Source organism: Microbacterium meiriae, from assembly GCF_040702565.1.
GTDB lineage: Bacteria > Actinomycetota > Actinomycetes > Actinomycetales > Microbacteriaceae > Microbacterium > Microbacterium meiriae.
Genome location: NZ_JBFBLJ010000001.1, coordinates 91,488 through 106,710 on the forward strand (window position 1 = coordinate 91,488; position 15,223 = coordinate 106,710).

The 15,223-nt window shown below is 70.8% G+C and carries 17 protein-coding genes; 2 read left to right on the forward strand and 15 right to left on the reverse strand.

The window, feature by feature from the left end; all coding sequences use genetic code 11:
- Positions 1-2: 2 nt before the first annotated feature.
- Positions 3-671: a FadR/GntR family transcriptional regulator gene (locus tag AB0310_RS00470; RefSeq protein WP_187663392.1), complete on the reverse strand. Its 669-nt coding sequence runs from the start codon at positions 669-671 to the stop codon at positions 3-5.
- Between the two features lie 278 nt (positions 672-949).
- Here AB0310_RS00470 and AB0310_RS00475 point away from each other — a divergent pair, with 278 nt between their 5' ends.
- Positions 950-2,638 carry a 2-isopropylmalate synthase gene (locus AB0310_RS00475; protein WP_490096424.1) on the forward strand — a complete coding sequence of 563 codons (1,689 nt, stop codon included), beginning with the start codon at positions 950-952 and terminating at the stop codon, positions 2,636-2,638.
- Here AB0310_RS00475 and csrA read toward each other — a convergent pair.
- From csrA to AB0310_RS00535, 12 genes are read right to left on the reverse strand one after another with little or no spacing between them, the layout of a single operon-like run.
- A complete protein-coding gene (gene csrA, locus AB0310_RS00480; protein ID WP_025104370.1) occupies positions 2,635-2,886 on the reverse strand; it encodes a carbon storage regulator CsrA in 252 nt (83 codons plus the stop codon). The two genes, AB0310_RS00475 and csrA, sit on opposite strands and share 4 nt — an antisense overlap.
- Before the next feature lie 4 nt (positions 2,887-2,890).
- Positions 2,891-4,954 (reverse strand): flagellar biosynthesis protein FlhA, encoded by a 2,064-nt coding sequence (locus AB0310_RS00485; RefSeq protein ID WP_187663394.1) that lies wholly within the window; start codon positions 4,952-4,954, stop codon positions 2,891-2,893.
- Positions 4,951-6,042, reverse strand: a complete 1,092-nt coding sequence (locus tag AB0310_RS00490) for an EscU/YscU/HrcU family type III secretion system export apparatus switch protein (protein WP_366236356.1) — start codon at positions 6,040-6,042, stop codon at positions 4,951-4,953. Before AB0310_RS00490 ends, AB0310_RS00485 begins: the two co-directional genes overlap by 4 nt.
- Positions 6,039-6,800, reverse strand: a complete 762-nt coding sequence (locus AB0310_RS00495; RefSeq protein ID WP_366236357.1) for a flagellar biosynthetic protein FliR — start codon at positions 6,798-6,800, stop codon at positions 6,039-6,041. The genes AB0310_RS00490 and AB0310_RS00495 overlap by 4 nt, the downstream gene beginning before the upstream one ends.
- Before the next feature lie 4 nt (positions 6,801-6,804).
- The gene (fliQ, locus tag AB0310_RS00500; RefSeq protein ID WP_025104366.1) at positions 6,805-7,077 is read right to left on the reverse strand and encodes a flagellar biosynthesis protein FliQ; all 273 of its coding nucleotides are present in this window, start codon (positions 7,075-7,077) and stop codon (positions 6,805-6,807) included.
- Positions 7,074-7,883, reverse strand: coding sequence for a flagellar type III secretion system pore protein FliP (gene fliP, locus AB0310_RS00505; protein ID WP_187663397.1), 810 nt, complete (start codon positions 7,881-7,883; stop codon positions 7,074-7,076). The genes fliQ and fliP overlap by 4 nt, the downstream gene beginning before the upstream one ends.
- Positions 7,880-8,317: a FliO/MopB family protein gene (locus AB0310_RS00510; protein WP_232089187.1), complete on the reverse strand. Its 438-nt coding sequence runs from the start codon at positions 8,315-8,317 to the stop codon at positions 7,880-7,882. Before AB0310_RS00510 ends, fliP begins: the two co-directional genes overlap by 4 nt.
- A gap of 50 nt (positions 8,318-8,367) precedes the next feature.
- Positions 8,368-9,027: a flagellar motor switch protein FliN gene (fliN, locus tag AB0310_RS00515; RefSeq protein ID WP_187663398.1), complete on the reverse strand. Its 660-nt coding sequence runs from the start codon at positions 9,025-9,027 to the stop codon at positions 8,368-8,370.
- Positions 9,024-9,944, reverse strand: a complete 921-nt coding sequence (locus AB0310_RS00520) for a flagellar motor switch protein FliM (protein ID WP_232089266.1) — start codon at positions 9,942-9,944, stop codon at positions 9,024-9,026. Before AB0310_RS00520 ends, fliN begins: the two co-directional genes overlap by 4 nt.
- Positions 9,945-9,993: 49 nt before the next feature.
- Complete coding sequence (locus AB0310_RS00525; protein ID WP_187663400.1) at positions 9,994-10,803, reverse strand: OmpA/MotB family protein; 810 nt, start codon at positions 10,801-10,803, stop codon at positions 9,994-9,996.
- Entirely contained in the window at positions 10,800-11,612 is an 813-nt protein-coding gene (locus tag AB0310_RS00530) for a motility protein A (RefSeq protein ID WP_071327503.1), read from the reverse strand. The genes AB0310_RS00525 and AB0310_RS00530 overlap by 4 nt, the downstream gene beginning before the upstream one ends.
- Complete coding sequence (locus tag AB0310_RS00535) at positions 11,612-11,866, reverse strand: flagellar FlbD family protein (RefSeq protein WP_366236358.1); 255 nt, start codon at positions 11,864-11,866, stop codon at positions 11,612-11,614. Before AB0310_RS00535 ends, AB0310_RS00530 begins: the two co-directional genes overlap by 1 nt.
- A gap of 218 nt (positions 11,867-12,084) precedes the next feature.
- Between AB0310_RS00535 and AB0310_RS00540 the strand changes: the two genes are divergently transcribed.
- Positions 12,085-13,473 (forward strand): M23 family metallopeptidase, encoded by a 1,389-nt coding sequence (locus tag AB0310_RS00540; protein WP_366236359.1) that lies wholly within the window; start codon positions 12,085-12,087, stop codon positions 13,471-13,473.
- Between the two features lie 92 nt (positions 13,474-13,565).
- Here the strand turns inward: AB0310_RS00540 and AB0310_RS00545 are convergent, their stop codons facing one another.
- Both AB0310_RS00545 and AB0310_RS00550 read right to left on the reverse strand, forming a co-directional pair.
- A complete protein-coding gene (locus AB0310_RS00545) occupies positions 13,566-14,726 on the reverse strand; it encodes a flagellar hook protein FlgE (RefSeq protein WP_363587746.1) in 1,161 nt (386 codons plus the stop codon).
- 25 nt (positions 14,727-14,751) lie between these two features.
- Entirely contained in the window at positions 14,752-15,210 is a 459-nt protein-coding gene (locus AB0310_RS00550; protein ID WP_136050650.1) for a flagellar hook assembly protein FlgD, read from the reverse strand.
- Positions 15,211-15,223: the final 13 nt, after the last annotated feature.

Consider the following 15,223-nt stretch of genomic DNA (forward strand, 5'->3'; position numbering starts at 1 on the left):
CGTCAGCCGAACAGCCTCTTCGTCGTGTCGAGGTGCTCGCGCGTCAGGGCGGCGGCTGCTCTCGGGTCGCGCGCGACGATAGCGTCGCCGATTCGCGCGTGCGCCTCCTGGTCGGCATCGTCGCCGTGATGGCCGCGGATGCGCAGCATGTCGATCATCGCCTGCAGCGAGCGGGGGGCGAAGCCGTCGAACAGCTCCCGCAGCACGGGATTGCCGGACGCGACGACGACGGCGCGGTGGAAGGCCATGTCCGCCTCGACGTGCGCGCGGACGTCCGTGCGACGACGGTCACGTTCCGCGAGCGTGCGCGTCAGCTCGTCCAGGTCTGCGGAGGTCCGGCGCTCGGCGGCGAGAGCCGCGGCTTCGACCTCGATCGCGGTGCGGGCCTCGAGGACGGCGATGATGTCGGCGCGATCGAGGACGGCATCCCAACTCGCGGCGGGTTCCGTGGCCGTGACGAAGACCCCGGCGCCCTGGCGTGTGGCGAGCACGCCTCGCCCCGCGAGGATCCGGATCGCCTCCCTGGCCGTCGACCTTCCGACCCCGAGCTGCGGAGCGAGCGTCGTCTCGCCCGGCAGCTTGCCGCCGACCTGCCACTCGCCGGCTCCGATGCGTGCGAGAAGGAGCTCGGCGGCCTGTTCGGCGAGGGATTCGCGGCGCACGGTCGTCATGGGCCCATTCTCGCATCCGACGTACTTCTCTGCTTGTCTGAGGAGTTGTGGTAGAGTGCCCGTATGCGCACGCTCCGGTTCCTCCTCCTTCGCCGCCACGGCGGGGCCTGATCAGACCGGCTCCTCGTCGTGGAGCCGCAGCACGCGTCGGTCGCCCTCCCCGCGATCCGAACAGGAACCAGACCATGACCCCGTCCCGCGCTTTCCCGACCTTCTCGACTCCCTCCGGTGTCCTGCCCGACGACGCTCCGCACTGGAATCGGCAGCGGCCCTCGCAGATGCCCTCGAACCGCTATCGAGACGTGTACTCCCGCGTCGCCGTTCCGCTGGAGACCCCGACCTGGCCGAGCGCGCGACTGACGCAGGCACCGCTCTGGGTCCCGGTGGATCTCCGCGACGGGAACCAGGCGCTGGCCGAGCCGATGGACCCGTCCCGCAAGCGACGGTTCTTCGAGCTCATGGTCGCCATGGGCTACAAGGAGATCGAAGTCGGCTACCCCTCGGCCTCCCGGACGGACTACGACTTCGTGCGGCTCCTCGCCGAGACCGACCTCGCTCCCGCCGACGTGACGATCGTGGTGTTCACGCCGGCGCGACGCGAACTCATCGAACGGACCGTGGAGTCCGTGCGCGGCATCCGCAATCCCGTCGTCATCCACATGTACACCGCTACCGCGCCCACGTGGCGGGACGTCGTCCTCGGACAGGACCGTGAGGGGCTCATCGCGCTGATCCTCGCCGGAGGGGAGGACGTGCTGCGGTTCGCGGGAGACCTCGACAACGTCCGCTTCGAGTTCTCTCCCGAGGTGTTCACCCTCACCGAGCCGGACTTCGTCCTCGACGTGTGCGGGGCGATGACGACCCTGTGGGACGCGACCCCGGAGCGTCCCGTGATCCTGAACCTGCCCGCGACCGTGGAAGTCGCGACCCCGAACGTCTACGCGGACCAGATCGAGTACATGCACCGCAACCTCGGGCGTCGCGACGGGGTCATCCTCTCCGTGCATCCGCACAACGACCGCGGTACCGGCGTCGCCTGCGCGGAACTCGCCGTCCTCGCCGGCGCGCAGCGGGTCGAGGGGTGCCTCTTCGGCAACGGGGAGCGCACCGGCAACGTCGACCTCGTGACCCTCGCCCTCAACCTCCACGCGCAGGGCGTCGATCCGATGATCGACTTCTCCGACATCGACGAGATCCGCCGGACCGTCGCGCACTGCAACGGCATCGACATCCATGTGCGGCACCCGTATGCCGGCGACCTCGTGCACACCGCCTTCTCGGGCACCCATCAGGACGCCATCCGGAAGGGGTTCGCGGAACATCGCGCCCGTGCTGCGAGGGAAGGCCGCGCGGAACGGGACATCGAATGGCGCGTGCCGTATCTTCCCATCGACCCGGCGGACATCGGCCGCAGCTACGACGCCGTGATCCGCGTCAACTCGCAGTCCGGGAAGGGCGGCATCGCCTACCTGCTGGAGGACGCCTACGGGATCGAGCTGCCGCGGCGCCTGCAGATCGACCTCGCTCGTCACGTCCAGCAGCGCACCGAGCAGACGGGACGCGAGGTCTCGGCCGCGGAGGTATGGGCCATCTTCGATGCCGCCTACCTCGCGAGCACGAGCCCGACGACGCTGCGAGCGGAGGCCGAGGTCGCGGGAGGGTGCACGACGATCACGCTCCACGCCGACGGCGTCGAGACACGGACCCGCCATGACGGCGTCGGTCCGGTGGAGGCGCTGGGCACGGCGCTCGCAGGGATCGGCCTGCCCGTCGAAGTCCTGAGTCTGCACCAGACGAGCATCGGATCGGGGGCTGGGAGCGAAGCGCTCACCCTGATCGAGTATCGCGACGGCGTGCGCTCGGGCTGGGCGGCCGGGCGCGACCGCTCCGTGCTGACCGCGACCCTGCACGCCGTGCGGAACGCGGCGGAGCGCTCCGCCACCGCCCCGCGGGGCGAGCGGGCCTAGGGGGTCTGCTTCTCGCGCCCGCGCGCGAGTGCCGCGGTGATGGCGTCCGCGGCGCTCGCGTCGGTGTCGGCGGCGGCGGAGACGTTCTCGGCGACGACGGCCTCGATGATCTCGGTGCGCTGGATGCGGGTCTCCCGCGGGGCCTTGACGCCGATGCGCACGCTGTCGCCCTTGATGTCGAGCAGCGTGACCTCGATCTCGCCGTCGATGCGTACGCTCTCACCGATCCGCCTCGTCAACACCAGCATTCGTTCAGCCTACTGGTGCGGCGGGGGCGGCCCCGAGCGACGCGGTGGACGAGTCCCGGACCACCCCGATCGTCTCGATCGTGAGGGCGGCCGCGGTCGCCTCGCTGTAGGAGAGCACGGGGAGGCCGTCGGTCTGCGCCGACACCAGCCGCCGCACGGCGGGGCGCAGCGATGGTGCGCACACGAGCACCGGCTCTCCGCCGTCCGTCTGCGCGGCCACGGCCTGCTTCACCGACGCGATCACCGCTTCCATCCGCGGTGGATCGAAGACGATCTGAGAGCCCTCGTCGCCGGGGCGGAGGCTCTCCAGCATCGCCTGCTCCAGCAGCGGGGCGATCATCACGACCCGGAGCGTGCCGTCCTCGGCGAAGCGGGAGGCGATGGCAGGGCCCAGCGCGGCACGGGCCGCCTCGATCAGTCCTTCCGGATCGGTGGAGACCTTGGCACGGAGCGCGAGCGCCTCGTAGATGCGGCTGAGGTCGTTGATGGGCACGCGCTCGGCGAGCAGGCCCTGCAGCACCCGCTGCACCTCCGCGAGCGAGAGCAGGGCGGGCGTGAGCTCCTCGACCGCCGACGGGGAGACCTGCTTCAGGGCGTCGGTGAGCTGGCGGACGTCCTCCCGGGTGAGCAGCCGGGCGGCGTGCGTCTGGATCACGCTCGACAGATGGGTGATGATGACACTCGCCCTGTCGATCACCGTCGCCCCGGCGAACTCCGCGCTGTGACGCATCTCCATCGGGATCCACTTGCCCTCGAGACCGAACACCGGGTCCAGAGCGGCGGTCCCCGGCAGGCTGTCCAGCCCCTGCCCGAGGGCCAGGACCGACCCGGTGGGCGCGGTGCCGCGTCCGGTCTCGACACCGGCGATGCGGATGACGTACGTCGCCTGGGGGAGTTCGATGCTGTCCCTCGTGCGCACGGGCGGGGTGACCAGACCGAGGTCGAGTGCGATGCGGCGCCGCAGCGCCTTCACCCGGGCGAGGAGGTCGTCGGGTCCGCCGGTGACCAGGTCGACGATGTCGGGGGCGAGCAGGATCTCTAGAGGATGCACCCGCATGCGCTCGATGAGCTCCTCGGGCTGGTCCACCGGCGCGGGAGCCGGGGCCTGTGCGGCCTCCGCCTCCTCGCGCTTGCGGGTCGCGGTGATGCGCTGCGCGATGAGGAGCAGCAGGGCGCCGATCACCAGGAAGGGGAGCATCGGCATGTGCGGGATGAGCGACATGACGATGGCCGCGCATCCCGCGATGATGAGGGCGTTGCGCGACTGGCCGAGCTGCGTGGACGCGGCCGATCCCATCTCGGCCTCGGCGGTCGAGCGGGTGACGATCATGCCGGTCGAGACCGCCATGAGCAGGGCGGGGATCTGCGTGACGAGGCCGTCGCCGATCGTGAGCAGGCTGTAGGTGCTCACCGCCTGGTCGATCGACATGCCGTGCTGCACGAGGCCGATCGCGATGCCGCCGACGAGGTTGATGATGATGATGACGAGTCCGGCGATCGCGTCGCCCTTGACGAACTTCGAGGCGCCGTCCATCGCCCCGTAGAAGTCGGACTCGGCCGCCACCTCCGCCCGGCGTTCGCGGGCCTCGGTGTCGCTGATGAGGCCGGCGTTGAGATCGGCGTCGATGGCCATCTGCTTGCCCGGCATCGCGTCGAGCGTGAACCGGGCGCCCACCTCGGCCACGCGCTCTGCACCCTTGGTCACCACGACGAACTGGATGACGACGAGGATGAGGAAGACCACGGCGCCGATGATGAGCGAGCCGCCCACCGCGATCGCCCCGAACGCCTCGATCACCTGTCCCGCATATGCCTCGCCGAGGACGAGGCGGGTGGAGGCGACGTTCAGCCCCAGCCGGAACAGCGTCGCCACGAGCAGCAGCGAGGGGAACACCGAGAAGTCGAGCGGCTTCTTCACGAACATCGAGGTCAGCAGGATGACCAGCGCGAACATGATGTTGAGGATGATCAGCACGTCGAGCAGGAACGGCGGCACCGGAACGACGAGCAGCATGATGATGCCGACGACGCCGATCGGCACCCCGAGCGTGATGAGCAGCTTCTTCATACGGTCCTCCGATACGGGAGAGAGTGGATGCCGCGGGCGGCGCCTCGGCGCCGGAGCGCGTCGACGAACACGAGCACGCGTGCCACGGCGTTGTAGAGGTCTTCGGGGATCTCCTGACCCAGCTCGCACGCGGCGTGCAGGGCTCGGGCGAGGGTGACGTCACGGACGAGGGGGACGCCGGACTCGAGCGCCTTCTCGCGGATGCGCTCGGCGATGACCCCGCTGCCCTTCGCCACGACCTTCGGCGCGGATGTGCCGGGGTCGTACCCCAAGGCGATGGCGATGTGCGTGGGGTTGACGACCACGACGTCGGAGCCGGCGACCGCGGCGATCATGCGGTTGCGGCTCACCGCGAGCTGGCGCGACCGGCGCTGCTGACGGATGAGCGGATCGCCCTCGGAGTTCTTGTTCTCGTCGCGCACCTCGCGCTTGGTCATGCGGGTGTGCTTGCGGTTGCGACGCATCACCACGAACAGGTCGATGGCCGCGAGCACCAGGCCTACCGCGATCGCGGTCTGCAGCAGCGCGGCGGTCCCGTCCGCCGCGGTGCCGAGCAGCCGGGAGATGGAGTGGGCGCCGCTCGCGGTGAGCACGGGCATGAGGCCGGCGATGACGACCCACAGGGCGAGGGCGATGGCGGCCGTCTTCAGCAGGGCCTTCGCCCCCTCCCAGAGGGCCTGCAGGCCGAACACCCGCCGGACCCCGGAGACGAGGTTGAACTGCTCGTAGCGCCCGGACAGCTTCCGCAGATGCACGCCGCCCTGCACCACCGCACCGAACAGCGTCACGATCGCGACCGCGGCGAGCAGCGCCCCCAGGGTCGGCAGCACCGAGGCGAGGGCCCGCCCGAGGGCCGCGAGGGCGGCGTCCGGTGAGGGCGCCTGCATGAGCGAGGTGAGGGAGATGAGCTGCTCGGTGCCGGCGCCTGTCCCCGCGGCGATGGCGGCGGGCATCATGACGGCGGCGGCGCCGATGCCGAGCCACGCCGTCAGGTCCTGGCTCCGGGCGATCCTGCCCTTCTGCCTGGCCTCGCGGAGGTGCTTCTCGGTGGCCTTCTCGCTGCGCTCGCCGCTGTCCGACCCGCTCACGGCGTCACCCCCTGCATCATGCGGAAGGCCTGGGTGGCGAGGCCGTCGACGATGCCGGGGAACGCGACGTACACGGCACCGGCGAGCAGGAGTGTCAGCAGGATCTTGACCGGGAAGCCCATCGCGAAGGCGTTGAGTGCCGGCGCCACGCGCGTGATGAGCCCGAGCCCGACATCGGCGAGGAAGAGCACCAGCACCAGAGGGCCGGCGATCTGTACGGCCGCCAGCACCATCTGGGACACCCCGTCGACGAGCAGCTCGGTCGGTCCCGCCACACGGAAGATGCCGTCGACCGGAACGGCGTCGAAGCTGCGGGCGAGCCCGGCGAGGATGAGCTGATAGCCGCCGGAGGCGAAGAGCAGCGTGAGCGCCGTCAGGTGGAACAGCCGGGTGAACTGCGCGCCGTTGACCATCGCCGCCGGGTCGAAGGCCTGGGCGAGCTGGAACCCGCCGAACACGTCGATCAGGCTGCCCGCGGCCTGCACCGCGGAGAAGCAGAGCAGCACGAGGAAGCCCAGCAGGGCACCGGTGAGGAGCTGGATCACGAGTGCGCCGAGGAACGGCCCCGTGTCGAGGCTCTCGTAGCCCGGGGCGACCGCGGCACCCACCGCGAGGGACAGTCCGATCGAGAGCATCGCCTTCACCCGCACCGGGATCGCCCGATACGAGAACGGCGGGGCGATCATGATGAACGCCGTGATCCGCACGGCGGCGAGCAGCGTGGCCTCCAGCCACGCGAAGTCGATCGGGATGAACACGGGCTCATCCGCTCAGCAGTGACGGGATGCGGGCGAACATCTCGTTCGTGAAGGCGATGATCTCGGCGATCATCCAGTTCCCGGCGATGAGCAGGGCGATGCCGACGGCGACGATCTTCGGCACGAACGACAGCGTCACCTCCTGCACCTGGGTGATGGACTGCAGCAGCGAGATCGCGAAGCCCACCACGAGCGCCGTGATCAGCATCGGTGCGGCGAGCTTGGCCGCGATCAGCAGCCCCTGGGCGCCGATGTCGAGGACGGCCTCGGGGCTCATCCCACACCTCCGTAGCTCTCCAGGAGGGCTTTGATGATGAGCCCCCAGCCGTCGACGAGGATGAACAGCAGGATCTTGAACGGCAGCGAGATCATGACCGGCGGGAGCATCATCATGCCCATCGACATCAGCGCCGCGGCCACCACGAGGTCGATCACGAGGAACGGCACAAAGATCACGAAGCCGATGATGAACGCGGCCCGGAGCTCCGAGATCATGAACGCGGGGATGAGCGTGTACATCGGCACGCTCGCGGGGTCCTCCGGGTTGTCCTGCGCGGCCATACGGGTCATCAGCGCGAGGTCCTCCTCGCGCGTGTAGTGCAGCATCCACTCCCGCAGCGGGCCCTGCCCGACGTCGACGGCCTGTGTGAACGTGAGCGCGCCGTCGATGTACGGCTGGACGGCCAGCGTGTTGATCTCGGTCAGGACCGGCCACATGATGAACAGCGACAGGAAGAGCGACAGCCCGGCCAGCACCTGGTTCGGCGGGATGGTGGGGAGGGACAGCGCGTTCCTGGTCATGGCGAGCACCACGAAGATCTTCGTGAACGACGTCATCATCAAAAGCAGTGCGGGAGCCACCGACAGCAGCGTGATCCCCAGGAGGGTGAGGATCGATCCGGACGGCCCGCCGTCGATCCCGTTGATGTCGATCGTCACGCCCTCCCCGTCGTCCGGGGTGATCTCGGCGTGCGCGGCGCCGCCGGTGACGACGACGAGGACCAGGGCCAGGAGGATCGCGCCCGCGACGACGACGAGGAGCCGCGAGGCGCGAGCGCGATCGACGGCACGGCTCGCGCTCATCGGGCGCGCCGGAGGGCCTCGGCGGTCTGCCGCCAGGTATCGGGGGAGAGGATGGAACCGCGGAGCGGGTCGTTGCGGTGCCGTACGCGGCGACGGAGCTCCGGTGCGGCGGTGCCCGCTGCCGGGTTGCCGGTGAGGGCGGCCGCGGCGAGGATGCGGTCGAACTCGGCGTCGTCGCTCACCGGATCGCGCTCGGACGCGGATGTCGTCTCCGAGGTGTCCCGGAGCTCGGGTCGGACGGGGAGACGGTCGACCACGCTCACGCCGTGCTCGGTGACCCCGAGCACGTAGCGCGCGTCGTCGGTCTGCACGACCACGAGCTGCGCCTTCGGGCCGATGCCCTGGCGTCCGAGCACCGTGATCGCCTCCGCGTCACGGCGCCGCGCCTGGGTCTTCGACACCCGGCGCTGCAGGAACCAGAGCAGCCCGAGCACTGCGGCGAGCGACAGCCCGACCCGCAGCGCGAGCAGGAGGTCGTCCAGGGTCAGGCCTCGACGTTCTCGAGGATGCGGGTGATCCGCACCGCGTAGTCCTGATCCACGACGACGACCTCGCCGTGTGCGATCGTGCGTCCGTTGAGCTTGACGTCCGCCGGGGCTCCCGCGGAGCGGTCGAGCTCCACGATGCGACCCGGCTCGAGGTCGAGCACGTCGCGGACCGCCATGCGGGTGCGGCCGATCTCCACCGTGAGCTCCATCTCGACGCCCGCGATGCGGTGCAGGCGGCCGTCGGCTCCCGTCGGACGCGCCGGGCGATGCGTGATCCGCACCGCGAGTCGGCCGATGGTCCGCTCGGTGTGGTCCACGAGGTCGAAGAGCTGGGTCTGCGGGTCGGCGAAGACGGCCGAGGCGTCGCCGACCGCCGCCTCGCCCAGCAGCCCAGGGCCGAGGGCGGTCGCGGCGGCCTCGAGCGCATCCAGGAGCCGGTCCGTGAGCGGACGGTCCCCGAGGCCGTCGACCAGCACGTCGGCGTCGAGGAGCTGCACGGCGAGCTGCGCGCTCGCCTCTCCGACGAACTGCGCCACGACGGCCTCCCCGGTATCCCCGGACGCCTGGGAGGCGCGGGCGGTGACCGGTGCGGCGGTGGGCAGTCGCGCCGCGAACGCGGCGGCGACGGCGGACTCGTAGGCGGTGGTGCTGATCACGCGGACTCCTGAGCGGGGGCGGTTTCGGGGACGGTGGCGGTCACGACGCAGGCGAGGCGGGCACCGGCACTGCCGACGGCCGCCGTCGCGACGGTCTGATCGCCGACGGTGAGGAGCATCGGACGGTCGGCGGCATGCGGCAGGGGCAGCAGATCCCCGACGGCGAGGTCGAGCACCTCACGGGGCAGCACGGTCCGCGGTGCCAGCCGGAGCGCGATCTCGACCGGAGTCGATTCCACCTGGCGGCGCACGAGACCGGGGGTCTCGGAGCGGTCGGCGTCGGAGGCGCGCACCGCGAAGCCGGCGAGCACCGAGGCGGGGAGCATGATGCTGGCGGGGACGGTCCGGCCGCCGTGGCGCATCGACAGACGCGCCACGATCACCGGCTCCCCGGCGGCGGCGACCTGAGCGAACTGGGAGCTGTACTGGATGCCGGCGACGGCGACCCCGGTGGGCAGCAGTCCGTCGAGGCTGCCGGTGAGGTGATCGATCGCGTCGCCGATCAACGACCGGATCAGCGCCTGCTCGATCGGGGTGAACGTGCGGTCCTCGGCGGTGGCGGTGACCCGGCCGCCGACCATCTGCACGATCCAGGAGGTCGCGGTCGGGATCGGCACCTGCACGATCAGGCGCTCGTCGGAATCCGGCAGCGCGCACACGATCATGGTCGTGGTCGTGGGCAGCGACTGCGCGTACTCGCCGTACGTCAGCATGCCCACGTGCTCGACGGCGATGGTCGCGCGCACGTGGATCTTGCCCGAGAGCTGGGCCGACCATTGCCGGGCGAACGTCTCGAACGCGAGCTCCAGGGTGCGGGCGTGCTCGCGCGACAGCGTCGCCGCCCGGCCGAAGTCGTAGACCTCGACGTCGGCGGTCGCCGTTTCCGCGCGCACTCGCGAGCGCACGCCGTCATCCATCACCACGAACCCGACTATCGGGCGGTGATCGGCGTGCGTTAGGGGCAGGTCAGGGGGAGGTCTGCGCAGCACCCGCGGCAGGGATCAGCGCTCGCACCTCCTCGCTGGCGTCGGAGAGGATGACGATGTCCACGCGGCGGTTCTCGGCGAGCTGCTCGGGGGTGCTCCCGGCGGCCACCGGACGGGTGTCGCCGAAGCCCACGGATTTGAGGTGTGCGGGGGGCAGGCCGGCTGCCTCCACGAGATAGCGCAGCACCTGGGTCGAGCGTCCGGCCGAGAGCTCCCAGTTGGTCGGGAAGGGTGCGACCGAGCCGCGGGCGTCGGCGTGCCCCTCCACCGAGATCTCGTTCGGCGCGGAGACGAGGACCGAACCCAGGGCGTCCAGCACCTGCGTCGCGGCCGGACTGAGATCCGTGCTGTTGGTGGTGAAGAAGGTCTCGGCGCTCACCAGTCCGATGGTCAGCCCGCGCTCATCGATCGTGAAGGTGACGTCGGTCTCCAGTCCCCGTTCGGCGAGGACCTGACGCAGCCGCTCGCGCAGGGCGGACAGCTCGTCGAACTCGCGCTCCGCGGCCTCCAGGCCCGTGTCGGCGAAGTCCTGGCCCTCGTCGTCGATGAGCTCCGGAGGCACGACCACGCCGCTGGTCACGTCGACGTCGTCCGAGGGCTCCTGGCCGAAACCCGTCGCGAGCGAGGCGCTGAGGGCCTCGAACTTCTCCTGGTCGACCGTCGACATCGCGAACAGCACGATGAACATGCACATGAGCACCGTGACCATGTCGAGGTAGGACGCCATCCAGCGCTCGTCCGGTCCGCTGTGCTCGGACTCCTGGACGCGGCGTCGGGTGCGCACGCTCATGAGAAGAGGTCCTCGTGCGCCTCCGTCTCCGCGGGCTGCTCGCGGCGGCGGGAGCGGCCGGGGGAGCGGTCGGAGACGAGCGCGCTCAGACGTTCGCGGACGTGGGCGGGGGCGGCGCCGGCCTGCACGGCGAGCATGCCCTCCATCAGCACCGTCATGCGTTCGAGCTCCAGCTCGCCGAGGCGCTGCAGCCGGCCGCCGATCGGCAGCCAGATGAAGTTCGCCGACAGCAGGCCCCACAGCGTGGCGACGAAGGCCGCGGCGATCATCGGGCCGAGCGTGTCCGGCTTGTCGAGCTTCTCCAGCACGTGGGTGAGGCTGACCACCGTGCCGATGATGCCCACCGTGGGAGCGAACCCGCCGAGGGTCATGTAGAAGCGCGAGGCGGTGCGGTTCCGGGCGGCGGTGGACGTGAGCTCGTCCTCGAGGAGCACCCGCAGGTCCTCCGCGTCCGTGCCGTCGGCGATGCTCTGCAGGGCCTGCCGCAGGAACGGGTCCTTCTCCTCGTCCAGACCCTGCTCCAGCGCGAGCAGGCCCTCGGAGCGGGCCTTCTCCGCGTAGCCGACCACGGTGTCGATCGTGCTCTGCGCGGTGCGCCGCTCGCCGCGGAAGGCGCGGGGGAGGGACTTCACGGCGTGCAGGGCGTCGCGCAGCGTGCCGCTGGCGAGCCCGACCGCGATCGTGGCGCCGAAGACGAGCACCATGGGAGCCGGGAGCAGGAGCGACCCGACCGTCGCGCCCTCCAGGTTGATCATGGCGATCAGGGCGCCGAACGCGAGGACGAGCCCGAGGATGAGAGACGGATCCATCAGGCGTCCCCTCCCGTCACGTCAGCGCCGGGCAGGGGGTCCTCGGTGCCGGCCGCGACCAGCGCGGCGGCGGTCGCGAGGACACCGGCGCGGAACCGGGTGATGCGGGCGATCACGTCGTCCATCGTATCCGTGACGACGAAGGTCGCGCCGTCGACCATCGTGATCGTCGTGTCCGGCGTGGCCTGGACACGTTCGATCAGGTCGGGGTTCACCGCGAACCGGGAACGGTTCAGGCGCGTGAGGACGATCATGGGCTCCATCCTGGAAAAGCTCGCCCCGCCCGGAAGCGGGGAACCGACGGCCCGTCCTGGGCTGTCGGAGGGGACTGTCGGCCGGGCGCTGCGCGTCGTTAGCGCCGGTGCCCGAGCGGACGGGGATCTTCCTCACGACGGGCGCGTCGTCGCCGATAGGGATCAGGGGCGGGGGACGATGAGCAGCGGGCGAAGGGAGCCTTGTGCGGGATCGGAACGTGGAGAAGGCCGCGGCGACGGCGGCCGAGGAATGCGGCTGCGCGCCGACGGCGGCCGAGCGGGGCGCGCTGTGGCGCCAGCCGGTCAGCCGCCGCAGCGCCTTCGGGATCGGGGCGCTGGGCGTGGTCGCGCTCGCCGCCTTCGGCGTCGGGTCCGGCGTCACCGCCGCGCACGCGGCGTCCTACCCGAGCTGGGACGACGTCCAGCGGGCGAAGAACAACGAGGCGGCCAAGGCCGGTGAGGTCACCCGGATCCAGGGGTTGATCCAGTCCCTCGAGCGCAAGGTCGCCGAGACCCAGGCGGCGGCGCAGGTCGCGTCGGACGAGTTCTACGAGGCCCAGCAGGCGTACTTCGCGGCCATCACGGAGGCGGAGACCCTGCAGGCTCAGGCCGACGAGCAGTCGGCGCTCGCGGAGGAGACGGCGAAGAAAGCCGGTCAGGTCGCCGCCCAGCTGTACCGCAGCGGCGGGGACGACACCGCTCTGGAGCTGTTCTTCGCAGGGTCAGGCGCCAACGCCGACGAACTCCTGTCGCGCCTCGGCACGATGAACAAGTTCCTCGAGTACAACCAGACCACCTACGACAACGCCGTTTCGGCGCGCGACACCGCCCAGGCGCTGACGGCGCAGGCCGACGTCGCCCGGGACGAGCGCGACCGCCTGCAGCAGGTCGCCGAGCAGAAGATGGTCGCGGCGCAGCAGGCCGCGGACGCCGCGCAGGCCGCACTCGACGAGCAGGCGGCGAACCTCGAGACCCTCAAGGCGCAGCTGGCCGCCCTCAAGGACACCACGACCAAGACGGTCGCGGGGTACCAGGCGGGCGTCGAGGCGCGGCGGCGGGAAGAGGAAGCCCGCCGCAAGCGCGAGGCGGCTGCGGCGGCCGCGGCGGCGGCAGCTGCCGCTCGGGGGACCAGCGGCGGTGGTGGCGGTGGCGGCGGCGGCGGCGGTGGTGGCGGCGGCTCCGCGGGCAACGGTGGCTGGGTCCGCCCGCACGGCGGCGCGCGCAGCTCGAGCTACGGCCCGCGCACCCCCATCTGCGGTCCTCAGGGCTGCTCGTCGAGTTTCCACTACGGTGCGGACCTCGCCAACGGCTGCGGCGCCGCGATCTACGCCGCGAACTCCGGCACGGTCGACTATGCCGGACCGAACGGGAACTACGGCAACTACATCCGCATCCAGCACGGCGGCGGCATCAGCACGGGATACGCCCACATCAAGCCGGGCGGCATCAACGTGCGCAGCGGACAGTGGGTGCGCTCCGGCCAGGTCATCGCCTATGCCGGTGACACCGGGCGATCGTTCGGATGCCACCTCCACTTCGAGGTCTACATCAACGGCGGGTACACGAACCCGGTGCGCTTCATGGAGCAGCGCGGCATCTACGTCTGAGGCGCCCGAAACCCCGTGTTGTCGCCGAGGCCCCGCCGTATCCACGTGGATACGGCGGGGCCTCGGCGCGAAAGCGGGGTCTCGGGGAGGGGTCAGCGCTTGAGGTTGGTGAGCTCCTGGAGCACCTCGTCGCTGGTGGTGATGATGCGGGCGTTCGCCTGGAAACCGCGCTGCGCGACGATGAGGTTCGTGAACTCCTGGGAGAGGTCGACGTTCGACATCTCCAGAGCACCGCTGATGATGCCGCCGAGGCCGCCGGTGCCGGGCTGTCCGAGCTCGGCCTGACCCGAGTTGCCGCTCGGACGGAACTGCGACGAGCCGACCTTCTCCAGACCCCCGGGGTTGACGAAGCCGGCGAGCGCGATGCGGGCCAGCACCTGGGTGTCGCCGTTGCTGAACGTGCCGACGAGGCTGCCGTCGTTCGTCAGGGCGTAGGAGCTCAGCGTGCCGGCCGGCTTGCCGTTCTGCTCCTTGATGGCGATGTCGCTGACGTCGGCGAAACCGGTCACCCCGGACAGGTCGACGGTGACGCCGCCGGACACGATGCTGCCGGCGCCGTTCTGCACGCCGTCGGTGAAGGTCAGCGCGGTGCTCGCGCCCGCGCCGTCCGTGACGTCCCACCCGGTCGCGCTGCGCGTGAAGGTCAGGCGCAGGGTGGAGGCGGAGCCGTCGGCGCCGTAGGTCTTGATGTCGCGCACGAGCGTCTCGCCGACCGGGGCGCCGGAGGGCAGGTTGCCCGTGGCGCGCGCGGTGGTGGTGGCCGCGGCCGGGCTGAGGGCGCCGACCGGGAGGGTGATGTCGCCGATGCCCTGGCCGGGGACGATCGCGCCGTTGCGCGCCGTCCACCCCTGGACGAGCGCGCCGCCGGCGCCGACCAGACGGCCGCTCGCGTCGAAGGTGAAGCCGCCGTTGCGGGTGTACAGCGTCTCGCCACCGGAGCGGACGACGAAGAACCCGTCGCCCGAGATCATCAGGTCGGTGGGAACGCCGGTCGGCTGCGGGGCACCGCCGGCGAAGTTGGTGCTGATCCCGGCGACCTGCACACCGAGCCCGACCTGGGCCGGGTTCTGTCCGCCCGTCGCCTGCTGCGGCAGCATCGAGTTGCGCAGCAGCTGCGAGAGGGAGTCCTGGAACTGCACGGACGAGGCCTTGAAGCCGGTCGTGTTGACGTTGGCGATGTTGTTGCCCGTGACGTCGAGCATGGTCTGGTGCGAGCGGAGTCCGGAGATTCCGGAGAAGAGGGAACGGAGCATGGTGATGCCTTTCTGGGGAGCGGGGTCAGGCAGCGGTGCCGGGGACGAGGGAGACGCCGGAGACGGCGTCGAGGGGGATCGACTTCTCTCCGATGGTCACGGTGGGGATGGCTCCCGCATAGGAGACCGCGGTGACGATGCCCTTCTGGGTGACACCGTCGGCGTCGACGTACTGCGCTTCCTGCCCGAGGAGGGCGGCGGCGGTCTGCCGCATGCTGAGGGCGAAGCTCTCGGTGCTCGTCGAGGCGAGCGCCGTCAGCTGCTCCATGGAGGCGAGCTGCGTGGTCTGCGAGATCATCTCGTTCGTGTTCATCGGGGAGCTCGGGTCCTGGTTGGTGAGCTGGGTCACGAGCAGCTTGAGGAACACCTCGGAGTCGAGCGTCTTCTTGCGCTCGGTCGCCGGGGTCGTGCTGCCGGTCTGCACACCGGACGTCGGCGTGGCACCCGGGGGGAGGGTGCCGGTGATGGAGTCGACCGTGGTCATGGGGTCCTCTCTG